We start from the raw sequence: 21562 nt of genomic DNA, 5'->3' as shown, positions 1-21562 counted from the left end.
GAACCCTCACAGCCGGGCGTGGACCGCCCGGAACCGCTCCACGACCGGGGAGTCCGGATCGGGGCCCACCTCCACGCGCACCTCGACCAAGCCGGGCGCGAGGTCGGACGGCACCGGCGCCTCGCCGATGACGACGAGGAGACCGGCCTCGGCCACGCACGGCACGACCGCTGCCGACGACGCGACGTCGGCCACGACCAGAGCGAACCGGTCGTGCCAGACCTCCGGGACGTCGGCCGCGGAGATCGGCACCACGTGCACCCGCGGCGGCGTGGAGTCGTCGGGCGTGACGGTGTCGAGCACGAACACCTCGTAGCCCAGCGTCGCGAGATGGATGGCCTCGGCCACCGCGTCGTCGGCGGCCACCAGGGCCGCGAGCCCGTCGCCGGCCACGCCGGCCGTGGTGGTCCAGTCCGTGAGCAGGCGCCGAGGTGGTGCCTTGGGTCCGCGCACGGGTGCGCCCCCGCCCGTGCTCGTGCCGCCCGTCTCCATGCCGCCCCTCTCCATGCCGTCCGTGCTCATGCCGAACCGAACCGACGCTGGCGACCTGCGTACTCCTCGACCGCGGCCCACAGGGCCAGCCGGTCGACGTCGGGCCAGGCGATGTCGGAGAACACCAGCTCGGCGTAGGCCGACTGCCACGGCAGGAAGTTGCTCGTGCGCTGCTCGCCCGACGTGCGCCAGAACAGGTCGACGTCGGGCAGGTCGGGCTCGTCGAGGTAGCGGGCGAAGGTGCGCTCGGTGACGCGGTCGGGGTCGACCTTGCCCGCCTTGACGTCGCGGGCGAGTGCCGCGGCGGCGTCGGCGATCTCGGCCCGGCCGCCGTAGTTGACGCACATGGTGAGGCTCAGCACGTCGTTGTGCCGCGTGAGGCGCTCGGCCGTCTCGAGCTCGTTGATGACGCTGCGCCACAGCCGGCGAGGACGACCCGCCCAGCGGACCCGCACCCCCAGGGCGTGCATCTCGTCGCGGCGACGGTGCACCACGTCGCGGTTGAACCCCATGAGGAAGCGGACCTCCTCGGGCGAGCGCTTCCAGTTCTCGGTGGAGAAGGCGTAGACGCTCACGGCCTCGATCCCGACCTCGATCGCGCCCTTGACGACGTCGAGCAGGGCGAACTCGCCACGCTTGTGACCCTCCGTGCGCGGCAGGCCGCGTTCCTTGGCCCACCGCCCGTTGCCGTCCATGACCACCGCGACGTGGCGGGGCACCTGGTGCGGCTCGAGCTGGGGCGGGCGGGCACCCGACGGGTGCGGTTCCGGCTCGCGCGGCTCGGGGCGGCCGCGGGCAGGACGGGCGGGTGCGGGGCTCATGACTCCTGGCCGGGTTCGGGGTGGCTCAACGGTCGACGTGCCCCATGGAGCGCAGTCCGCGCTCCAGGTGCCACGACAGGTACGCGTTGACGATACCGGCGGCCTCGCGGCGGGTGCGGTCGTCGGCCTCGGCGACCACCGGCCAGTCACCCGCGAGCAGCGCGGCCAGGAGCGTGACGGCGAAGGGCGAGGGTGCCGACGACCCGGGCAGGCGGCAGCCGTCGCACAGCATGCCGCCGGAGGGCACGTGCAGGTTACGGTGCGGTCCCTCGAGCCCGCACCGGGCGCAGCCGGAGAAGCTGGGGGCGTAGCCGGCCACCGCGAGCGCCCTCAGCTGGTAGGAGTCGAGCAGCGTGCTCGGCGGCTGACGCCGCGTCGAGAGAGCGGCCAGCGCGCCGACGAGCAGCTGGTACTGCTGCACGGCCGGTTCACCGTCGTGCGTGACGAGGCGCTCGGCGGTCTCGAGGATCGCCGTGCCCGCCGTGTAGGCCGGGTAGTCGAGACCGAGGTCGCGGGCGTAGGCACCGAGCGTCTCGACCTGCACGATCGTGTCGAGGGTGCGCCCCTCCGCGAGCTGGAGGTCGACGTGCATGAACGGCTCGAGCCGGCCGCCGAACCGCGACGACGTCTTGCGCACCCCCCGGGCGGCCGCGCGGACAAGACCGCGCTGACGGGTGAGCAGCGTGATGATGCGATCGGCCTCGCCCAGCTTGTGGGTGCGCAGCACCACACCCTGGTCGCGATAGAGGCTCACTGCACCATCATGCCTGGCCGTGCCGACGGTTCGGGGCTGGCGAGGCCGTCAGTCCAGGCAGAACTCGCTGCCCTCGGGGTCGGCCATCGTGATGAACCCGGCCTCCATGCCGCCGTCGGGCTCGACGCGGTAGAGCTCGCGGGCGCCGAGACCCTGCAGGCGCTTCGACTCGGCCTGCAGCGCGGCCATCCGCTCCTCGCCCTCCAGACCCGGCGCGGCCCTGACGTCGAGGTGGACGCGGTTCTTGACCGCCTTGCCCTCCGGGACCCTCTGGAAGAAGACCCGCGGACCGACGCCGGCGGGGTCGACCACCGCGGACCGCGAGTCGCGCTCGGACTCCGGCACGCCGAACGCGTCGAGGGCCTGCTCCCACGACGCGAAGGGCGGTGGTGGGGGCTGCACCTGGTAGCCGAGCACCTCGGCCCAGAAGACGGCGAGGGCACCCGGCCCGGCACAGTCGATGGTGACCTGCACGTCTCGGCTCATGGCTCGAGCATGCCCCCGCCCACCGACACGGTCCACGGACGGTGCCACGATGCCGACGTGGAGGTCCTGGGGGTCGACGGCTGCCGAGGCGGCTGGATCGGGGTGCGCTGGAGCGACGACGACGTCGTGCTGGTCCTCGTCGCGCCCACGATCGGCGAGCTGGTCGGCGCGGCGGGACCGGTCGACGTCGTGGGGATCGACATCCCGCTGGAGCTGCCCGAGACGGAGGGGCGCGCAGCGGAGCGGGAGGCACGCCGACGTCTGCCAGGTCGGGCGTCCACGGTGTTCAACTCCCCGGCGGCCTCCGCCGTCGATGCCACGGAGTACGCCGAGGCGAACCGGCTGAACCGCGAGGCCACGGGCCTGGGCCTGAGCCGCCAGTCGTTCGGCCTCTTCCCCGCCATCCGCGACGTGCGCGACTGGCTGGCCACCGATCCCGACGTCCCCGTGCACGAGGTGCACCCGGAGTCGAGCTTCGCCGAGCTGGCGGGCGAGCCGCTGGTGGAGCGCAAGAAGCTCGCCGAGGGGGCGGCCCGACGTCGCGCACTCCTGCGCTCCGAGGGCATCGAGCTCCCCACGAGTCCGCCACGCGGAGCCGCCCTCGACGACGTGCTCGACGCCGGCGCCGCCGCGTGGACGGCACGCCGCATCGCCCGCGGCACGGCTCTGCGCCTCCCCGAGGACCCCGCCGACGGCGCCCCCATCTGGGTCTGACCCGCCCCGTTCCGCGTTCTGACCCCTTCGTGTCGATCGACGACGCCAGGACCGACGCGAAGGCGTCAGGGCGCAGGGGCGAGCACGAGTCGGGGACGGAGACGTCGACGCGGCCATCGATCCGTGCGAAGGTGTCTGCGAGCACGCCGCAGGACCACGTCTCGGGAGGGCATCGATGGACGAAGACACCCAGGTGATTCCGCAGCCGGAGCCGCAGTGCGGACCGAAGCAACCACCACGGACGTGGGTCGTCGTGGCCCTCACGCTCGGCGCCGTCCTGGTGATCGGAGGCGCCGTGGCCGCGGGGTTCGCGTTCGGGCGCTCGTCCGACGGCGACACCGCCACGACACCCTCCGCAGCCGGCGGGTCCGCCCCCTCGAGCGAGGCACCGGCGGACCAGGACGCAGCGACAGGCGGCCTCGACGCGTGCCTCGTCGGCACCTGGCGCACCACCGAGCACACCGAGACGGTCGACACCGAGCAGGGGAAGTTCACCATCTCCGACGTGAAGCGCACGCTCGAGATCACCGACGACGGCACCGAGACGGTCACCTACGACGGCACGCCCGCCACGCTCGCCCTGGAGGCCGCGGGCGGCGAGGCGATCTTCGAGGGCACCGTCACCTACGACGTGAGCACGAGCGGCGACACCATGAGCTTCGTGCTCGGCGACGTCGACGGCAGCCTCACGGTGCGCCTGGCCGACGGCAAGGAGAGCGAGCAGGAGCTGCAGCCCGGCAGCGGCCCCGTGCAGTACACGTGCAGCGAGGACTCGTTCACCCAGACCGCGACCGGCTACAAGTCCGTCATGGAGCGCGTCGAGTAGCTGCCCCGGCCTCCGCCCTCTCGCGCTCGTAGAGCGCGTAGGGGTCGTGCAGCTCGCGGCCGAGCGCCTCCTGCATCCAGGCGGCGTCACGCAACGAGGCGCGGCGGCGTGCGTCGGCCGTGCCGTCGGACGTCAGGTTGGAGGCGAAGATGCCGGCGGCGGACTTCGGCAGGAAGTCCTCGTAGACGATCGGCTGGAGCCGGCCCGCGTGGTTGCGCGTGTAGTAGGCCAGACCGGTGCGGTGCAGGTCCTCGTCCGTGGTCGGGAAGGCGCGGAAGCCCCTCCCGTCGTAGAGGTTGCGGCCGGCAGGCGTCAGGGCCACGCCGCGCGCCTCGACCTCGCCGAACCTGACCCGCAGTCGTCCCTCGACCACCGAGCCGTCGGCCTCGCGGAAGCGCCGCGGCTCGTCGAGCGCCCGGAACGACGTCTGACGCAGCAGCACGTCGACGCCCCGCCCCGACTCCACCCTCGGCGGGCCCTGGATGCGGTCGATCATCTCGACGCCCAGCTCGCCCATGCGCGCGTAGAGCGCGTCGATGTCGAGCACGCGCGGGGTGAGGTGGTTGATGTGGGTGGACGTGACCCCGCCGATGTCGGCCGCGACGCTCGAGATCGACTCGAGGTGCTCGTACCAGGTGCGGTCGACCGGCTCGTCCGACAGCGCGAAGGACGCGGTGGCCAGCTCGAGGAAGCGGTCGGCCTGGTCGTGGGACAGCTCGTGCTCGCTCTCCATGCGGTCGGCGAGGTCGAGCAGCTCGTCGGGGAACAGCGTGCGCGCGTCGAGGAACTCCCGCAGCTGCGCCTCGGTGCGCTCGTCGAAGAAGCGCCGGTCGTCGACCACCAGCACCGAGGTGAACACGCGGAACGGGTTCTCCGCGAGCTCGAGGCGCGAGGTGGGACGAAACGCGGTGCTCACGACGGGGATCGGCGGGGTGGCCTCGCGCAGGTCGTAGAACCCCACGGGGTACATGCCGCACGCGCCGAAGACCCGGCCCACCTGGGCGAGCTCGGCGGCCGTGCCCACCCGGATGGCGCCGTGCCGCTCGGCCGTGACGCGCTGGATGGAGCCGAGCCGCTCGGCGTCCTCGCCGCGCCGCTCGAGCACCTCGGCGTTCACCTGCTCGCAGGCCTCGACCAACGTCGTGTACGCGGGCACCTCCGAGCCGTAGAGCTCCGAGAGGGACCGGGCGAACCGCGCTCGCAGCTCGGTGGGACCCACCCCACTCACACGAACTCCACGCCCTGGGCGAGCGGGAGCTCGGTGGAGTAGTTGACCGTATTCGTCGCGCGGCGCATGTAGGCGCGCCAGGCGTCCGAGCCGGACTCGCGGCCGCCGCCGGTGTCCTTCTCGCCTCCGAAGGCGCCACCGATCTCGGCACCGGAGGGCCCGATGTTGACGTTGGCGATGCCGCAGTCGGACCCGACGGCCGAGAGGAACGTCTCGGCCTCGCGGACGTCGAGGGTGAAGATCGACGACGACAACCCCTGGGTGACGTCGTTGTGCAGGACCAGCGCCTCCTCGAGGGTCTCGTAGCCCAGGACGTAGAGGATCGGCGCGAACGTCTCCTCCTTCACCACGTCGCTCTGGGCGGGCATGTCGACGATCGCGGGCTGCACGTAGTAGCCACCGCCAGTCGCGTCGCTGGCCGCGACGTCCTGCCCACCACCGGTCACGAGGGTGCCTCCGTCGCCCTGGGCGCGGGAGATCGCGTCGCCGAACGCACGGAACGACGTCTCGTCCACGAGCGGTCCGACGAGCGTCGACGGCTCCAGCGGCGACCCGATCGGCAGCGTGCCGTAGGCCTTGGCGAGGCGCTCGACGAGCTCGTCCTTGATGCTGTGGTGCACGATCACGCGGCGCAGCGACGTGCACCGCTGGCCGGCCGTGCCCACGGCGGAGAACACGATCCCACGCACGGCGAGGTCGAGGTCGGCGCTGGGCGCGACGATCGCGGCGTTGTTGCCGCCGAGCTCGAGCAGCGTGCGGCCCAGGCGTGCGGCGACCCGCGGTGCGACCTCCTTGCCCATGCGGGTAGAACCGGTGGCCGAGACGAGCGGCACGCGCGGGTCGTCCACGAGCGCCTCCCCCACCTCGCGAGCCCCGAGGACGACCTGCGACAGGTGCTCCGGCGCACCCGTGCGACGCGCGGCCTCGGCGGCCAGCGCCTGGCACGCGAGCGCCGTCAGCAAGGTCTTCTCCGAGGGCTTCCACACCACGGCGTCACCGCACACGAACGCGAGCGCCGCGTTCCACGACCAGACCGCCACCGGGAAGTTGAAGGCGCTGATGACGCCGACGACGCCCAGCGGGTGCCACTGCTCCATCATCCGGTGACCCGGACGCTCCGTCGCGATCGTCAGGCCGTGCAGCTGGCGCGACAGCCCGACCGCGAGGTCGCAGATGTCGATCATCTCCTGCACCTCGCCCAGGCCCTCGCTCAGGATCTTCCCGGCCTCGATGCTCACCAGGGCGCCGAGGTCGTCCTTGTGCTCACGGAGCAGCTCGCCCAGCTCACGCACGAACGCGCCACGCACCGGTGCGGGCACCGTGCGCCACTGCAGGAACGCCTCGTGGGCACGACCCACCGCGTCGGCCACGTCGGCGGCGGAGTGAGCGGCGAGCCGACCCATCTCGTGACCGTCGATCGGCGACGTCGCCGACAGGTCACCCGCGGCGTCGAAGGGATCACCGGCGCCGAGGCGCTGGAGGATGTCGAGGGCACGCGTGCTGACGTCGGTCATGCCGGGGAGACCTTTCCGTGGGAGGCGAAGAGCTGGCCGGAGGTGGTGGCGAAGAGGTCGGTCAGGCGGATGTCCTCCTGGGCGACGAAGCCGGCGTGCGGCAGCACGCCGTCGGCGACGAGCTCGACCACCGAGACCGCGGAGGCGGCCGTGGTCCAGCTGATGGCACGCCAGGTGCGGCCGTCGATCTCGATGGGCAGGTAGCCGCGGACGTAGTTCTCGCGGAAGGGTTGACCGGCCTTGGTGCCCTCGACCGCGGCGTGCAGGTAGACGATGTCGTCGTTCACCGGAGGCTTGGCGTCGACGAGGATGCGGCCGACCTCCTCGCGACGCTCACGCAGGTTGAGCTCGTCGAACAGGAAGTGCATCTGGCGGAAGTGGCCGGGGTAGCGCAGCGTCTTGTAGTCGAGGCGGCTCACGCGCCCCTCGTAGGTCTGGCACATGGTGCCGAGACCACCAGAGGTGAGCGCCGCCTCCAGCTCGATGCCGGCGATGAACACGCGCTCCTTCTCGGTCATCGCGGGCACCATCTGGCGACGGCCCGAGCGCAGCACCTCGCAGTCGTTGAGGTACTCGTTCACCACGCCCTCGGCCGACCAGTTGAAGGCGTAGCCGAGCAGCCCCGTGGGGTTCTGCGGCAGGGCGCCGACCTTGAGCTCGATGTTGCGGATCTGCTCGAAGCCCTCGGCGAGCGAGGCACCGACGATGCCGATGAGACCGGGGGCGAGGCCGCACTGCGGCACGAACGCCGACTCCGGACGCTTGGCGCTCAGCTCGACCACCCGGTTGGTGGTGGGCACGTCCTCGGTGAGGTCGAAGTAGTGGGTCCCGGTGTCGTACGCGGCCTCGGCCACGGCGATGTTGAGGTGGTAGGGCAGGCAGGAGACGACGGCGTCGGCGTCGGTGAGGGCCTTGCGCACGGCCGTGGTGTCGGAGACGTCGACGGCGTGCGACGCGAAGTGCAGGTCGTCGCGCGGCGCTGCGTCGTACCCGACGACGGAGAACTGGGCGCGGACCAGGAGGTCGGCGACGAGCTCGCCGACCTTCCCCAGTCCGAACACCGCGACGGTGTTGATGGATCGGGACACGGGACCTCCTGCGGCCGGCGACGGGTCACGTCGCGTACGGAAGACACCGAGGGGTGGTCGGCGTCACACCGATGCTAGCCAGCAGGAGGGCCCGTGTCTGTACCGACCGGACGGTGCAGTGGTGACGATTGGGTGAAGCCGCCACGTCCGTCACGGTCGACGTCGTCGAGGACGGCGGCGGGGCCGGGGATCTCGTGGACCCGGCGTCCCGCCACCGTGCTCGTCGACGTGCACCGTGCCGACCGGACGAACCGGTCAGGCGGTGGGGATCGTGGTGGCCTCGGCCCGGTTGGCGGCCGACACGACCGCGCGCAGGGAGGCCATCACGATGTTGGCGTGGATGCCCACGCCCCACACGATCTCGCCGGCGATCTCGCACTCCACGTAGGCCGCGGCGAGTGCGTCACCACCGGACGACAACGCGTGCTCGGTGTAGTCGAGCACCCGGATGTCGGACCCGGCCTGACGCATGCCGTCGACGAACGCGTCGACCGGGCCGTTGCCCTCACCCTTGAACGAGCGCTCCTGGCCCCGCACCACGAGGTCGACGACCTGCTGGTCGTGACCGTCGGCCGACGTGGTGGAGCTGAAGGTCACGAGAGAGTACGGCTCCTCGCGCTCGAGGTACTCGCCGCTGAAAGCCGCCCAGATGCCGTCGGCGGTGATCTCGCCCGCCTCGCCCTCGGTCAGCGTCTGCACGACCCGGCTGAACTCGATCTGCAGACGTCGCGGCAGGTCGAGCTGGTGCTCGGTCTTCAGCAGGTAGGACACGCCACCCTTGCCGGACTGGCTGTTGACCCGGATGACGGCCTCGTACGTGCGGCCGACGTCGTGCGGGTCGATCGGCAGGTAGGGCGCCTCCCACGGCACCTCGGAGACGTCGACGCCCTGCTCGGCGGCGATGCGGTCGAGGTCCTCCAGCCCCTTCTTGATGGCGTCCTGGTGGGAGCCGGAGAAGGCGGTGTAGACCAGGTCGCCCGCGTACGGGTGGCGCGGGTGCACCGGCAGGCTCGTGCAGTACTCGACCGTGCGTCGGACCTCGTCGATGCCGATGCCACCGGCGGTGAAGTCGATCTGCGGGTCGATGCCCTGGCTGAACAGGTTCATGCCGACGGTGACGAGGTCGACGTTGCCGGTGCGCTCGCCGTGGCCGAACAGGCAGCCCTCGACGCGGTCGGCGCCGGCCATCATGGCCAGCTCGGTGGCGGCGACGGCCGTGCCTCGGTCGTTGTGCGGGTGCAGGCTGATGGCCACGTTCTCGCGGTGCTGGACGTTGCGGCCGAACCACTCGATCTGGTCGGCGTACGTGTTTGGCGTGGCCATCTCGACCGTGGCCGGCAGGTTGAGGATGATCTCGCGGCCGTCCTCGGGCTGCCAGACGTCCATGACGGCGTTGCAGACCTCGACGCTGAACTCGAGCTCGGCGCCGGTGAAGATCTCGGGGCTGTACTGGTAGCCGAACGCGGTGCCGGCCATGTTCTGCTCGGCGTGCTTCATGACCAGCTCCGTGCCGCGCGTGGCGATGGCCCGCACCTCGTCGCGCGAGGCGTTGAACACGACGCGTCGGAACAGCGGCGCGACGGCGTTGTACAGGTGGATGTTGGCTCGTCGCGCGCCGGCCAGCGACTGCGTGGTGCGCTCGATCAGGTCCTCGCGCGCCTGGGTCAGCACCGAGATCGTCACGTCGTCGGGGATGACGTCGTCCTCGATGAGCGAGCGGACGAACTGGAAGTCGGTCTCGCTCGCGGACGGGAACCCGACCTCGATCTCCTGGTAGCCCATGCGCACGAGCAGCTCGAACATCCGGCGCTTGCGCACCGGGGTCATGGGGTCGATGAGGGCCTGGTTGCCGTCGCGCAGGTCGGTGGACAGCCAGCGCGGCGCCTGCGTGATGGTCTGCGCGGGCCACGTGCGGTCGGGCAGGTCGATCGGCGCGAACGGCCGGTAGCGGCCGAACGGCATGGGCGACGTCTTCTGCGGCGAGACGACGTTGTTCGCCAGGCCGTGGTGGCCGGGCTGGGAGCGGGTGGGCTCGGTCATGATGGGCTCTTCCTCGGGGTGTTCGTCTGGGTCATCGTGCGGCCGGTGCATGACGAACTCCGCGCCGAGGGGCCCGACCTAGTGGACCTCGACGCGGCAGAGAAGGAGTCGGCTCGCGTACATCGCTGACCAGCCTACCCCACCGCCCGGACTCCCCCACCGCCCAGACTCCCCCACCGCACTGCACCCTTCCCTGCGGTCGGCCAGACTGGGGTCATGAGCAACGACCAGTCCACGACCGGCTCCTACGTCACCAGCGGCCAGGAGTTCGACCGCGACATGAACTACATCCCCGACCGGATCACGCGCACCGGCGGCGAGCCGGTGGACGACCGCGGGGCCGGCACGGGCAAGCCCCCGGCCGAGGACGCTCCCCTGTGGCCCGTCGAGGCCGGCCGCTACCGCCTCGTCGCCGCGCTGGCGTGCCCGTGGGCCACCCGCACGGTCATCGTGCGACGTCTGCTCGGGCTCGAGGACGCGATCTCGCTCGGCCTGGCCGGACCCACCCACGACAAGCGCAGCTGGACGTTCGACCTCGACCCCGACGGCGTCGACCCGGTGCTGGGGATCCCCCGCCTGCAGGACGCCTTCTTCGCGCGCTACCCCGACTACCCGCGCGGCATCACCGTGCCCGCGGTGGTGGAGGTCGCCAGCGGCCAGGTGGTCACGAACGACTTCCCGTGGATCACCCACGACTTCTTCTTCGAGTGGACCGACCACCACCGTGACGGCGCTCCCGACCTCTGGCCCGAGGCCACGCGCGACGAGATGGAGGACGTGATGCACCGCGTCTTCACCGAGGTGAACAACGGCGTGTACCGCTGCGGCTTCGCCGGGTCGCAGGAGGCGTACGACTCCGCCTACGACCGGCTCTGGACGGCACTGGACTGGCTCGAGGAGCGCCTGACCACGCGACGCTTCCTCATGGGTGACTCGATCACCGAGGCCGACGTGCGCCTGTTCACGACGCTGGCCCGCTTCGACGCGGTCTACCACGGGCACTTCAAGGCCAACCGCCAGACGCTTGCGACGATGCCGGCCCTCTGGGGCTACGCACGCGACCTGTACCAGACCCCCGGCTTCGGTGACGCGACCGACTTCGAGCAGATCAAGCAGCACTACTACGTGGTGCAGACCGACATCAACCCCACGAGCATCGTGCCGAAGGGCCCGGACCTGTCCGGGTGGACCACGGCGCACCACCGCGAGGAGCTGGGCGGCTCCCCGTTCGGCGACGGGACTCCCCCGGCCTGATCTCTCAGAGGAGGCGGCTCAGCCGTCTCGCCGACTCGACCACCTGGGTGCCCAGCTCGGCGAACCTCGAGGGCTCGATGCGGATCGACGGGCCCGACACGGACAGGGCTCCCACGACGCCGGACCGGGAGAGCACGGCGGCGCCGACCGAGCTGATGCCCCTCGACAGACCGTTCTCGTTGACGGAGTAGCCGCGCTCGCGGATGCGCGCCAGCTCGGCGCGGATCGCGTCGGGATCGACCAGCGAGCTGGGGGTGCGGGGCTCGAGCGGGCCCGCGAGGTACCGCTCGACGGTGGCGTCGTCGCAGGCCGACAGGTAGGCCAGGCCGGTGGCGGACGCGTGCAGGGGGATGCGCTCGCCGAGCGGCAGGAAGGCCCTCAGCGCGTGCGACGTGTCCAGCCGCTCCAGCAGGACGAGCACGTCGCCGTCCGGCGCGCAGAGATGCACCGTCTCGGTCGTCACGAGCTGAAGGTCGCTCATGATCGGCAGCGCCAGGTCGCGCAGGCTCTCGCGGGCCCCGGCGCTCCCGCAGACCGACAGCGCGCGCAGCGACATCGACCACCGCGTCGGCGCCGCACCCGAGCTCTCGACCCACCCGATCTCCTGCAGCGTGAGCAGGCACCGCTGCACCGTGCTCTTGGGGAGGCCGGCCGCACGCGCCAGGTCCGACAGCCCGACGGGCTGGTGCTCCGCGACGTGCTCGAGCACGGCGAAGGCCGTGACCACGCTGGCCGTCGTCATGTCGCCTCCCTGTCCCGCTTGCCCCTCGTCGCCGTGTGGTCTACGTTACACGCTCGTTCCGACAGGCGGCACGTCGGTCCATCAGACGGACCAGGCCGCCTCGTCCCCCACCGACCCTGGAGGAACCATGACCGGTCAGCTGGTCGCGCTCGGCATTTTCGTCGTCGTCTTCGGCATCGCCGCCGCCCGCAACGTGAACATCGGCATCGTCCTGTTCCCCGTCGCCGCGGTGGTCGGCCTCTGGCTCGCCGACATGACGCTCGAGGAGGTGGTCGCCGGGTTCCCGCTCAGCATCCTCGTCCTGCTCGTCGGCGTGACCTACTTCTTCGGCATCGCCCACAGCAACGGCACCATCGACTGGCTCATCGACACCTCGCTGGCGAAGGTCGGGGACCGCGACGCGGTGCTCCCGACGACGTTCTTCCTGCTGACCGCCGCCGTCTCCGCCATGGGCGCACCTCTCGGCGGCCTGGTGATGGCGCCCATGGGCATGAGCATCGCCCGCAAGCGCGGGATCGATCCCATGCTGATGGCCCTGTCGATGGGCTGCGGACTGAGCGCGGGCGCCTTCGCGCCCACCAGCCTGTTCGGCATCATCACGTGGGGCACGGCCGACAGCGCGGGCATCGACCTCAGCCCCCTCCTGCTGTTCGCCGTGGCCGTCGTCGTCAACCTCGTGCTGCTGGCCGTGGCGCACCTGCTGTTCGGACGTCGCCGCGGCGTGCGCGGGGAGTCACGCCTGGAGCGCACGCTCGTCGCCCGCGGATCGGCACTGCCCGAGTACGGGCAGTCGTCGCTCTCCCTGGACGGTCCTGCCGGCTCCTCCGACGACGCGCCCCGCGACCCCGGTCGACCGAAGCCCCACCAGGTGCTGACCATGGTCTGCATGGTCGCGCTCGTCGTCGCCGTCGTCGTGATGGCGCTGGGCGGGCTGGAGCCCGACATCGGGGTGATCGGCTTCGGGCTCGGCGCCGTCCTCGCGCTCGTCGACCCCGCCGCGGGCAAGGCCGCGATGACCCGCATCGACTGGGGCTCGGTCCTGCTCGTGGGCGGCATCATCACCTACGTCGGCGTGCTCACCCAGATGGGTGTCATCGACCTGCTCGGCGAGCGCGCGGCCGACGTCGGGTCCCCCGTCGTCGCCGCCCTGCTCCTGTGCGCCGCCGCCGGTCTGATCTCCGCCTTCGCGTCGACCACCGGCATGCTCGCCGCGCTGGTCCCGCTCGCCCTCCCGCTCATCGCCGACGGCGGCATCCCCGGTTGGGCCATGATCTGCGCGATCGGCGTGTGTGCGTCGATCGTCGACGTCTCACCGTTCTCCACCGTGGGCGCGACGTACGTCGCCACCACCGTCGACCCCGACGAGCGGCCCCGGATGACCAGCCTGCTGACCCGGTGGGGGCTGTCCATGGTGGTCATCGGCCCGGTCGCCCTGACCCTCACCCTGATCCTGCCTGGGATGGTGCTCTCATGACCGACGCGACCACGTTCCTCGCCGCCTTCCGCGACACGCGGCGACCCGACCGTCCCGACGCGGTGCGCGTGGGCGACCGGACCGCCTCCTGGTCCGAGCTGCGCCGTGCCGCGGCCGCACTCGCGCGGGACCTTCCCGACGACGGACCGGTCGCGGTCTGCGCCGAGCCGACCCTCGACACGGTCGTGGCGGTGGTCGGGTGCCTCGTCGCCGGCGTGCCCGTGGTCCCGGTGCCCCCCGACGCAGGGTCGGCCGAGATCGCCCACGTGGTCGCCGACTCCGCCGCCACCTGCTGGGTCGGGCCGCCACGCGACGGGGTGGAGCTTCCCGTCCTCGCCCTGCCCGACGGCGAGGCGGGGTCCGACGGCGCGCTGCCGACGCCGGCCGAGGACGACGCGACGGCGATCATCCTCTACACCTCCGGCACCACCGGCGCTCCCAAGGGCGTGGTCATGAGCCACCGTGCGCTGCGGACCGGCATCGAGGGACTCGCCGACGCCTGGGACTGGACCGATGCCGACGTGGTCGCCCACGGGCTCCCCCTCTTCCACACGCACGGACTGGTGCTCGGCATCCTCGGGTCGCTGCACGTCGGGTCCCGCGTGGTGCACACCGGGCGGCCCACCCCTGCCGCCTACGCCGCCGCCGGCGGGACGATGTACTTCGGCGTGCCCACCGTGTGGACGCGGATCGCCCGCGACCCCGACGCCGCGCGGGCCCTCGCCCCGGCACGTCTGCTGGTCTCGGGCAGCGCGGCCCTGCCGGTCCCCGTGTTCGAGCGGCTGCGCGAGCTGACCGGCCACGCGCTCGTCGAGCGGTACGGCATGACGGAGACCATGATCACGCTCAGCACGCGCGCCGACGGCGAGCGTCGTCCCGGCTGGGTCGGCGTCCCCGTGACGGGCGCTCGGACGCGGGTGCGGGGCGAGGACGGGCAGGACGTGCCCGCGGACGGTGAGACCGTCGGCCGGCTCGAGGTGAGCGGTCCGATGCTCTTCGACGGCTACCTGAACCTGCCCGAGGTCACCGCCGAGGTGCTCGCCCCCGACGGCTGGTTCTCGACCGGCGACCTCGCGACGAAGGACGCCCACGGCCTCCACCGCATCGTCGGTCGCGAGTCGGTCGACCTGATCAAGTCAGGCGGCTACCGCATCGGGGCGGGAGAGATCGAGACCTCGCTGCTCGCCGTGCCGGAGGTGCTGGAGGTCGCGGTCCTGGGCCTCCCGGACGAGGACCTCGGCCAGCGCATCGTCGCCTACACGGTGGTGGCCCCGGGGCACGGGACCGACGAGTTGGCGGCCCGCCTGGTGGACCACGTGGCCGACGACCTGGCCTGGCACAAGCGACCGCGGGAGGTCCGGTTCGTCGAGACGCTCCCGCGCAACGCGATGGGCAAGGTGCAGAAGAAGTCCCTGCTCGACGCGGCCGCAGGCGCGGGCGGCGGCGCACCTGCCTGACGTGTGCGCGCCGGATCCGGCCGTCAGAGGTAGGTGGCGCGCGTCATCCGCTGGGCGGAGGTAGGCGGGACGCGGATACGGGCCTCGATTCCGCGCGCTGCCTACCTCCCACCCGGCCGTTCCGCGGGCCACCTACCTCTCGCCCGGCTAGCCGCGTCGCCAGAGCGAGCGCGGGAGGAAGCGCGCTCGCAGCCGCTGGAGGCGGGACCCGGACTCCCGGACCTGGTCGACCACACGGCGCACGCTCTCGCGCTCGTCGGAGACGTCCGTACCGGGACGGGCGTACCGCGACCGCTCCACCGCGGTGACCACGCGACGCAGGTCGTCGGGGTCGACCCGGGGAGCGACGACGTCGGCCAGGCCCCGCGGGGTGCCGGCCGCCGGGACCGCCAGGCCCACGTCGAGCGCGGACGCCTCGACCTCGCGCCACCACGGGTCGGGCGCGGAGCCACCCAGCCGCCGACGTCTCTGGACGTAGCGCAGCGCACCGGGGAGCAGCGCGGCGACGAGCAGCCCGAGACCCACCGTGGCTGCCGTGCGCGGGGCCGTCGGGGCGGCGTCGTCCACCCCGACGGCCTCCTGCGTCACGGACCCACCGCGGTCGGCCGCGTCCGCCTGCCGCTGAGGCGTCGACTCGTCCGTCGTGTCGTCGCTCGTGTCGGACTCGGGGGCGTCGGGCTCCTCGAATCCCGTGCGCGCGCCGACCCCGGGCGTCGGCTCGAAGCCCACCCAGCCCACGCCGTCGAAGTACAGCTCGGGCCATGCGTGCAGGTCGTCGGACGTGACCTCGTACACCGCGTCGCCGTCGTCGTCGTTGCCGACCGCCTGGCCCGGCGCGTACCCGACCGCGATACGCGAGGGGATGCCCAGCTCGCGGGCCATGACGGCCATGGCCGAGGAGAAGTGCACGCAGTACCCGGCCTTCTCCTCCAGGAACGTCTCCAGGACGCGCACGCCGTTGCCGTCGTAGTCCTCGGCCACCGGGGCGGTCTCGGAGTAGACGAAGTTGTCGCGCAGGTAGTCCTGGACCGCGACCGCCCGGTCGTAGTCGTTGGTGGCGTCGGCGGTGACCTCCCGCGCGGTGTCGCCCACCACGGCCGGCACGTCGCCGGGCAGGCTGAGGTACGTCTGCAGCGACGCCCCGACGCCGGTTCCGGTGGACAGGGCGCGCATCTGCTCGGCCGTCGGCTGCCGGTCGAGGCTGGTGACGGAGTAGTCCTGGCCCACGGTGGTGGCGGAGCGGGAGGTGACCGTCAGCCCCGCCCTCTGGTACGTCCACGCCCCCCGCAGCCCGTCGATGTCGAGTGCCGGGTAGGGCACGGGCAGCATGGTGCTGCGCAGCTCGTCGATGCGCACGCGGGTCGTCGCCTCGGTCGCGGGGATGTCGTCGTCGATGGCGATGCGGCTCTCGAACGCATCGCCCGCCTGCGACCGGGCAGGACGCCACGTGCGTCCCTCGAAGTCGCGGAGCACGGCGACCTTCAGGTACGGCGGGCTGTCGAGCGTGGTGGTGTACGTGGCCGCGACCGCCGAGCTGTTGCGGCGCAGGTTCTGCCCGAGCTGGAGCATCGGGTTGATGCCGCGCCCGAACACCTGCGGCGGCGGCTCGCCCCAGGGCTTGGCCACGGCGGTGACGTCGGGCATGACCGGCGGGAGCAGCACGCCGACGAGCAGGGCCGACCCTCCGAGCCCGAGCGCGGGGACCACCGTGGACCAGCCGCGGGCCGCGCTCTGCGTGCGGACCCGCAGCAGCACGAGCCACAGGGCGGCCGGGACGACGAAGAGCCACACCGAGGGCGTCTCGCCCGACACCAGCGCGGGTGCCGCGTACACCGAGACCAGGATCGCGCCGACGAGCAGGGCACCGTGGCGCAGTCGCAGCAGCAGCTCCACCAGCAGGACCAGTCCGCCGAACGCCACGGCGAGCAGCAGGACGATGGGCCGGGCGGCCGCGGCAGGGGCGGCCTCCTCCATGACCAGCACCTGGGCGCGCTCGAGCGACGACCACAGCCCCGTCAGGGTCGACCAGGTGGGCACGAGACCGGCGAAGGTCTCCGGCACGAACACCCACCCCAGCACCAGCACGAGCACGACGGCCCCGACCGGGACCGCCAGCCGTGGCGCCACCGACCCGAGCACCCCGCACACCAGGGCGACGAGCCCGGCGACGAGCGTGGTGGTGACCCACCAGTCGCGTCCCTCGACGACCGTCGTGTAGCCGAGGAGCAGCGCGCCGAGCGCGCCGAGCACCAGCAGGTGCTCGAGCCACGGTCGTCGACGGGCCGCGGTCACGGCCCGTCGTGTGGAGGGTTCAGGACGCAGCACGGGACCGGCTCACCCCCAGGTCCGACCAGAGCTCGGCGACGTCGTCCTGGGCGGTGTAGGTGACGTAGCGCCACCCGGCGGCCGACAGCACGTCGAGAGCGGCGTCACGCGTGCCGGCTCCGACGAGCGCCAGCACCGTGGTGGCGTGCGAGAGCGCGTCGACCCACTCGGCCGCGCGATCGGTGTCGGGCCGACCGAGCACGGCGAAGACGGTCCGCTCCCCCGGGTCGATCCCGTCGAGGGTCGGAGCGGTGGACGGCTCGAGCACGGCGAGGTCGACGAGCGCGTCGTCGAGCACGTCCCCGTCGTCGAGCACGCGGTCGACGGCGCTCCCCGTGGCGCGGACCGCGACGGCGTAGCCGACCCGGACCAGGTGCCCGAGCACGGACGCGGTGGCGCTCACCGCCCACTCCAGCTCCGGGGAGTACACCCAGTCACCGCCGTCCCGCCCGGTCGCGTGGGACCCGGCACGCGTCTCGAGGACCAGGCCGGCGCGCGGGTTCACCTGCTGCTCCTCCTGGCGCACCATCAGCTCGCCTCGATGGGCGGTGGCCTTCCAGTGCATGCGCTTGAGGGCGTCGCCGGGCATGTAGGAGCGGGCGACCACGTCGTCCTCACCGATGCCGGCGTTCTGGGGCGCGGCGCGGCTGGCGCCGTCGTGGTCGGCACCGTGCGGGGCCAGCGGCCACAACGTGTGCCGGCGCGGCAGCACCACGAGGTCCTGCGCACCACCGAAGGAGTGGCGCCGCAGCACCAGGCCGAACGGATCGACCACCTCGACGCGCAGCGGGCCGATCGCGTGCCGTCCACGGCGCAGACCCTGCACGGAGTACCGGAACCTGACCTGGGACCGACGCGTGCGGCTGCCGCCGAGAGCCGGGAGCACACCGCTGGCCTCGGCGCTCAGCCCGTTCGGGACCGTGTCGACCCAGCGCGCCTCGAGCGCCGGGAGGACCGACAGGTTCGAGACCCGGACGGTCGCCGTCGTCATCGCCCCCGGCGACACGACCTCGGGCGAGAAGGTGCGCTCGATCGCGACCTTCGACTGCCCCGCGACCACGAAGACGGCGGCCATGACCACCAGGCCCAGCAGCATGGCCGAGACGCTGAGCAGGGCAGGAAGGGACAGGGCGGGCGCGGCGACCAGCAGCACGCCGGCTGCCACCAGGAAGCCGATCCCCCGCGGCGTGAGGCGGACGGAGGACCAGCTGCGCAGCGACGTGCGCCTCACGGCGTCCTCGAGCGGCACGGGCTCATCGGGGCTCGACCGCCCCCTGCGGCACCGGGGTGGCGGCGACGATCCGCTGCACGGTCTCCTCGGCGGGCGCCGACCCACGGGCCGGGACGAGCCGGTGCGGCAGCACCAGGCCCGTGAGCGCGTCGACGTCGTCGGGAAGCACGTACTCGCGGTCGTGGACGAAGGCGCGCGCCTTGGCCGCCCGGACCAGCTGCAGCGTGGCGCGTGGGCTGGCGCCGAGCCGCAGGGCGGCGTCGTCGCGCGTGGCCCGCGCCAGGTCGACGCAGTAGCGCTCCACGGCCTCGGAGACGAACACCGCGCGGGTGCGGACGATCATCTCGCGCACCTCGTCGATCGTGACCACGGGACGCAGCCGGTCGAGCGGGTTGTCGACGTCGCGGTCGCGCACCATCTCCAGCTCCGCGGCGGCGTCGGGGTAGCCCATGGAGATGCGTGCGGTGAACCGGTCGCGCTGGGCCTCGGGGAGGGCGTACGTCCCCTCCATCTCGTACGGGTTCTGCGTGGCGATCACGCTGAACGGCGTGGCGAGGGGGTGGGTGTGGCCGTCGACCGTGACCTGACGCTCCTCCATCGCCTCGAGCAGCGCCGACTGGGTCTTGGGCGACGCCCGGTTGATCTCGTCGCCGATGACGATGTTCGCGAAGACGGCACCGGGCTTGAACTCGAACTCCCCGCGCTGCTGGTTGTAGGCCGAGACGCCGGTGATGTCGGAGGGCAGCAGGTCGGGGGTGAACTGGATGCGCCGGACGGATCCGTCGACGCTGCGTGCGAGGGCTCGGGCGAGGACCGTCTTGCCGACGCCGGGGACGTCCTCGATCAGCAGATGTCCCTCGGCGAGCAGCACCACGAGGGCGGCCTCGACCGCGTCGGGCTTGCCGTCGACGACGGACTCGATGTTGGCCAGCACGCGACGGGCGGCGGCGCGGGCGTCGTCCATGGGACTCCCTCGGTCGGGTTCTCGGGACGGCACCATCATCCCCTGCAAGGCTCAACGGCGCACAGCAGCGAAGAGTTTCCGCCCGGGTCGATCGAGGCGCGGCCGCCGCCCGTCGCGTCGGTCAGGCCTCCTCGTCGCCGAGCAGCGCGGCGTGCGCGATGCCCGCGACGACGGCACCCACGACGGGCGCCAGGACGAACACCCACACCTGCGTGAGGGCGTCACCACCCGCGAACCAGGCGACGCCGAGGGACCGGGCGGGGTTCACCGACGTGTTGCTCACCGGGATGCTCACCAGGTGGATGAGGGTCAGCGCGAGGCCGATCGCCACGCCGGAGAAGCCGACCGCGGCCCGCTTGGCCGACGCACCGAGGATCACGAAGAGGAAGAAGGCGGTGAGCACGACCTCGGTGGCCACCACGGCCCACAGGCCGTAGCCGCCGGGCGAGCGGTCACCGAAGCCGTTGGTCGCGAAGCCCGACGCCACGGCGTCGAAGCCGGGCTTGCCGTGCGCGATGGCCAGCAGGACGGCACCGGCCACGGTGGCACCGACGACCTGGGCCGCGACGTAGGCGGGGACGTCCTTCCACGCGAACCGGCGCGCCGCCGCCAGCCCGACGGACACCGCCGGGTTGAAGTGGCCGCCGGAGACGGGGCCGAAGGCGTAGGCGCCGGTCAGGGCGGTCAGGCCGAACGCCAGCGCGACGCCGACGGTCCCGACCTCCTTGCCGGCGAGGACGGCGGTGCCGCAGCCGCCAAGAACGAGCCAGAAGGTGCCGAGACCTTCGGCGCCGAGGCGTTGGGCGGTGGTGGGCGGGGTCGTGCTGCTCACGGCAGCTCCTCTCGTTGGTGCGTCGGTGGTGGGGCTGTCAGCGACGGCCGCGACGTCGGTGGCTCAGGCTCCGGTTCCGGTTGCGGTTGCTCTCCTCGAGCCTGCGCTTGGCCATCGGCAGCCCGACGAGCGCGAGCAGCTTCCAGACGATCCAGCCGAGCAGGGCGAAGGCGTTGCGCTTGGGTCGAGCCATGGGAGGTCTCCAGTCGTCGCGGGGTTTGGTTGGACGTAGGTGAGACGGCTCCAGGAGGTGATTCGTCACGCGCGGCGCTCCATGACCTGGATCACCGGACCTGCGTGGACCGGCCGGGCGGTGGCGCAGGACAGCCGACCGGGTAAGACTGGGGCGATGCGCTGCGACCCTCGATCCGGACGGACGTGACGCCGTGACCACGCTCCTGGTGGTGCGCCACACCCCCACCCGTGGCACCGCGGCCCTCGGCGACGCCCTCGTCTCGGGTGCGCACGACGACGCGATCGAGGGTGTCGAGGTGCGGGCGCTGCCTCCAGACGAGACGTCGGCCGCGGACGTGCTCGCCGCCGACGGCATCGTGGTGCTGTGCCCGGCGAACTTCGGCTACATGTCGGGGCTCGTCAAGGACCTGTTCGACCGCACGTTCCTCGACATCGGCGGGGCACTCTCCGACGACGGTGGGGGCGCGCCCGCCTCGGGCCGCCTGCCCTACGCCCTGGTGGTGCACGGCCGCTACGACACGGAGGGCGCCGTGCGCTCGCTGCGCTCCATCGCCGAGGCACTCCCCTGGCGCCAGGCCGCCGAGCCTATGCAGGTCCTGGGCGACGTCGACGACGACCACCTGGCCGCCGCGTACGAGGTGGGCGCGACGCTCGCCGCGCTGCTCAGCGACTGACGCGATCCCGACCCCTTCGTGGGCCTTTGCTCGCCGCTGCGCTGCTTGCTGGCCTCTCCCCGTGCTGCGACGTCGCTCGGCTGAGTCTGTCCTCGCTGCTGCGTCGCTGCAGGGGGTCTGGCCTCTCTGCTGCGTTGCTGTGGATGCGAGTGGGCGTGGTCTCCGAAAGGGCCTCGACCGGAACGGTGGGTCTCGGCCCGGTTGGGTCTGCGGGGCGCGGCCACGATTCTCCATCTGCGCGGGATCCGCGCACGATTCTTCCTTCGCGTGGACCGTGCCTCGCGAAAGAAGCATCGTGGCGACGACATGGCGCCCTGAAGGGCAGTGATTCTCCTTCTGCGTGGAACGGTCCACGAGAAGGGAGAATCCCTGCCCACCCGCCGCGTACCGAAGCCCCGTTGGACGCAGGATTGACCGCAGCCGGGTCATGTGGACGTTCACGAGCTTGGTG

At 72.4% G+C, this 21562-nt stretch carries 20 protein-coding genes; 6 read left to right on the top strand and 14 right to left on the bottom strand.

The window, feature by feature from the left end; genetic code table 11:
• Window positions 1-6: 6 nt before the first annotated feature.
• Genes ASF37_RS12605 through ASF37_RS12590 form a run of 4 tightly spaced genes read right to left on the bottom strand, consistent with a single transcriptional unit; the run spans window position 7 to window position 2553 of the window.
• Entirely contained in the window at window positions 7-522 is a 516-nt protein-coding gene (locus ASF37_RS12605; protein ID WP_056581002.1) for a hypothetical protein, read from the bottom strand.
• Window positions 519-1313, bottom strand: coding sequence for an isoprenyl transferase (locus ASF37_RS12600; RefSeq protein ID WP_056581000.1), 795 nt, complete (start codon window positions 1311-1313; stop codon window positions 519-521). Before ASF37_RS12600 ends, ASF37_RS12605 begins: the two co-directional genes overlap by 4 nt.
• 25 nt (window positions 1314-1338) lie before the next feature.
• A complete protein-coding gene (recO, locus tag ASF37_RS12595) occupies window positions 1339-2067 on the bottom strand; it encodes a DNA repair protein RecO (RefSeq protein ID WP_055965369.1) in 729 nt (242 codons plus the stop codon).
• A gap of 48 nt (window positions 2068-2115) precedes the next feature.
• Window positions 2116-2553 carry a VOC family protein gene (locus ASF37_RS12590; RefSeq protein ID WP_056580997.1) on the bottom strand — a complete coding sequence of 146 codons (438 nt, stop codon included), beginning with the start codon at window positions 2551-2553 and terminating at the stop codon, window positions 2116-2118.
• Window positions 2554-2610: 57 nt separating this feature from the next.
• Here ASF37_RS12590 and ASF37_RS12585 point away from each other — a divergent pair, with 57 nt between their 5' ends.
• Window positions 2611-3267, top strand: a complete 657-nt coding sequence (locus ASF37_RS12585; RefSeq protein ID WP_162239303.1) for a DUF429 domain-containing protein — start codon at window positions 2611-2613, stop codon at window positions 3265-3267.
• Window positions 3268-3442: 175 nt separating this feature from the next.
• Entirely contained in the window at window positions 3443-4093 is a 651-nt protein-coding gene (locus tag ASF37_RS12580) for a hypothetical protein (RefSeq protein WP_162239960.1), read from the top strand.
• Here the strand turns inward: ASF37_RS12580 and ASF37_RS12575 are convergent.
• The 4 genes from ASF37_RS12575 to leuA form a co-directional block, all read right to left on the bottom strand.
• Window positions 4074-5312, bottom strand: coding sequence for a VOC family protein (locus ASF37_RS12575; RefSeq protein WP_056555375.1), 1239 nt, complete (start codon window positions 5310-5312; stop codon window positions 4074-4076). The two genes, ASF37_RS12580 and ASF37_RS12575, sit on opposite strands and share 20 nt — an antisense overlap.
• 5 nt (window positions 5313-5317) lie before the next feature.
• Window positions 5318-6835, bottom strand: coding sequence for an aldehyde dehydrogenase family protein (locus tag ASF37_RS12570; RefSeq protein WP_056580989.1), 1518 nt, complete (start codon window positions 6833-6835; stop codon window positions 5318-5320).
• The gene (locus ASF37_RS12565; RefSeq protein ID WP_082506526.1) at window positions 6832-7923 is read right to left on the bottom strand and encodes a saccharopine dehydrogenase C-terminal domain-containing protein; all 1092 of its coding nucleotides are present in this window, start codon (window positions 7921-7923) and stop codon (window positions 6832-6834) included. Before ASF37_RS12565 ends, ASF37_RS12570 begins: the two co-directional genes overlap by 4 nt.
• A gap of 255 nt (window positions 7924-8178) precedes the next feature.
• On the bottom strand, window positions 8179-9885 hold the full coding sequence (gene leuA / locus ASF37_RS12560) for a 2-isopropylmalate synthase (RefSeq protein ID WP_056576532.1): 1707 nt from the start codon (window positions 9883-9885) through the stop codon (window positions 8179-8181).
• Window positions 9886-10179: 294 nt separating this feature from the next.
• On the opposite strand from leuA, the gene ASF37_RS12555 reads away from it, so the two are divergent.
• Window positions 10180-11217: a glutathione S-transferase C-terminal domain-containing protein gene (locus ASF37_RS12555; protein WP_056576117.1), complete on the top strand. Its 1038-nt coding sequence runs from the start codon at window positions 10180-10182 to the stop codon at window positions 11215-11217.
• Between the two features lie 4 nt (window positions 11218-11221).
• Here ASF37_RS12555 and ASF37_RS12550 read toward each other — a convergent pair whose 3' ends face one another.
• A complete protein-coding gene (locus tag ASF37_RS12550; protein WP_056576114.1) occupies window positions 11222-11959 on the bottom strand; it encodes an IclR family transcriptional regulator in 738 nt (245 codons plus the stop codon).
• A 127-nt stretch (window positions 11960-12086) separates the two neighbouring features.
• Between ASF37_RS12550 and ASF37_RS12545 the strand changes: the two genes are divergently transcribed.
• Together ASF37_RS12545 and ASF37_RS12540 are read left to right on the top strand one after the other, a co-directional pair.
• Window positions 12087-13433: an SLC13 family permease gene (locus ASF37_RS12545; RefSeq protein ID WP_055965348.1), complete on the top strand. Its 1347-nt coding sequence runs from the start codon at window positions 12087-12089 to the stop codon at window positions 13431-13433.
• Entirely contained in the window at window positions 13430-14890 is a 1461-nt protein-coding gene (locus tag ASF37_RS12540) for an AMP-binding protein (RefSeq protein ID WP_056576112.1), read from the top strand. The genes ASF37_RS12545 and ASF37_RS12540 overlap by 4 nt, the downstream gene beginning before the upstream one ends.
• Window positions 14891-15037: 147 nt before the next feature.
• On the opposite strand, the gene ASF37_RS12535 is transcribed toward ASF37_RS12540, so the two are convergent.
• The 5 genes from ASF37_RS12535 to ASF37_RS17225 all read right to left on the bottom strand — a co-directional run bounded on the left by ASF37_RS12535 (window position 15038) and on the right by ASF37_RS17225 (window position 20435).
• Window positions 15038-17182 carry a DUF3488 and transglutaminase-like domain-containing protein gene (locus ASF37_RS12535; RefSeq protein ID WP_056580986.1) on the bottom strand — a complete coding sequence of 715 codons (2145 nt, stop codon included), beginning with the start codon at window positions 17180-17182 and terminating at the stop codon, window positions 15038-15040.
• Window positions 17183-17201: 19 nt separating this feature from the next.
• Window positions 17202-18464: a DUF58 domain-containing protein gene (locus ASF37_RS12530; RefSeq protein WP_055965340.1), complete on the bottom strand. Its 1263-nt coding sequence runs from the start codon at window positions 18462-18464 to the stop codon at window positions 17202-17204.
• Window positions 18465-18468: 4 nt separating this feature from the next.
• Complete coding sequence (locus tag ASF37_RS12525; RefSeq protein WP_055965337.1) at window positions 18469-19410, bottom strand: MoxR family ATPase; 942 nt, start codon at window positions 19408-19410, stop codon at window positions 18469-18471.
• Window positions 19411-19531: 121 nt separating this feature from the next.
• Window positions 19532-20242: an aquaporin Z gene (gene aqpZ / locus ASF37_RS12520; RefSeq protein WP_056580984.1), complete on the bottom strand. Its 711-nt coding sequence runs from the start codon at window positions 20240-20242 to the stop codon at window positions 19532-19534.
• Between the two features lie 37 nt (window positions 20243-20279).
• Window positions 20280-20435: a hypothetical protein gene (locus ASF37_RS17225; protein ID WP_156364825.1), complete on the bottom strand. Its 156-nt coding sequence runs from the start codon at window positions 20433-20435 to the stop codon at window positions 20280-20282.
• Window positions 20436-20628: 193 nt separating this feature from the next.
• Between ASF37_RS17225 and ASF37_RS12515 the strand changes: the two genes are divergently transcribed.
• On the top strand, window positions 20629-21111 hold the full coding sequence (locus ASF37_RS12515) for a flavodoxin family protein (RefSeq protein WP_056580981.1): 483 nt from the start codon (window positions 20629-20631) through the stop codon (window positions 21109-21111).
• Window positions 21112-21562 lie beyond the last annotated feature (451 nt).

Origin of the sequence: Aeromicrobium sp. Leaf289 (genome assembly GCF_001423335.1) — a bacterium.
In the GTDB taxonomy this organism is placed as follows: Bacteria; Actinomycetota; Actinomycetes; order Propionibacteriales; family Nocardioidaceae; genus Aeromicrobium.
Note: the sequence above shows the minus strand (reverse complement) of the source record. Positions and strands in the feature narration are given on the sequence as shown.

Bases quoted from the DNA above. Each gene is read 5' to 3' on its own strand.
- ASF37_RS12605 (WP_056581002.1), bottom strand. From the start codon at position 522: ATGAGCACGGACGGCATGGAGAGGGGCGGCATGGAGACGGGCGGCACG.
- ASF37_RS12600 (WP_056581000.1), bottom strand. From the start codon at position 1,313: ATGAGCCCCGCACCCGCCCGTCCTGCCCGCGGCCGCCCCGAGCCGCGC.
- ASF37_RS12590 (WP_056580997.1), bottom strand. From the start codon at position 2,553: ATGAGCCGAGACGTGCAGGTCACCATCGACTGTGCCGGGCCGGGTGCC.
- ASF37_RS12580 (WP_162239960.1), top strand. From the start codon at position 3,443: ATGGACGAAGACACCCAGGTGATTCCGCAGCCGGAGCCGCAGTGCGGA.
- ASF37_RS12570 (WP_056580989.1), bottom strand. From the start codon at position 6,835: ATGACCGACGTCAGCACGCGTGCCCTCGACATCCTCCAGCGCCTCGGC.
- leuA (WP_056576532.1), bottom strand. From the start codon at position 9,885: ATGCCGTTCGGCCGCTACCGGCCGTTCGCGCCGATCGACCTGCCCGAC.
- ASF37_RS12555 (WP_056576117.1), top strand. From the start codon at position 10,180: ATGAGCAACGACCAGTCCACGACCGGCTCCTACGTCACCAGCGGCCAG.
- ASF37_RS12550 (WP_056576114.1), bottom strand. From the start codon at position 11,959: ATGACGACGGCCAGCGTGGTCACGGCCTTCGCCGTGCTCGAGCACGTC.
- ASF37_RS12545 (WP_055965348.1), top strand. From the start codon at position 12,087: ATGACCGGTCAGCTGGTCGCGCTCGGCATTTTCGTCGTCGTCTTCGGC.
- ASF37_RS12540 (WP_056576112.1), top strand. From the start codon at position 13,430: ATGACCGACGCGACCACGTTCCTCGCCGCCTTCCGCGACACGCGGCGA.
- ASF37_RS12525 (WP_055965337.1), bottom strand. From the start codon at position 19,410: ATGGACGACGCCCGCGCCGCCGCCCGTCGCGTGCTGGCCAACATCGAG.
- ASF37_RS17225 (WP_156364825.1), bottom strand. From the start codon at position 20,435: ATGGCTCGACCCAAGCGCAACGCCTTCGCCCTGCTCGGCTGGATCGTC.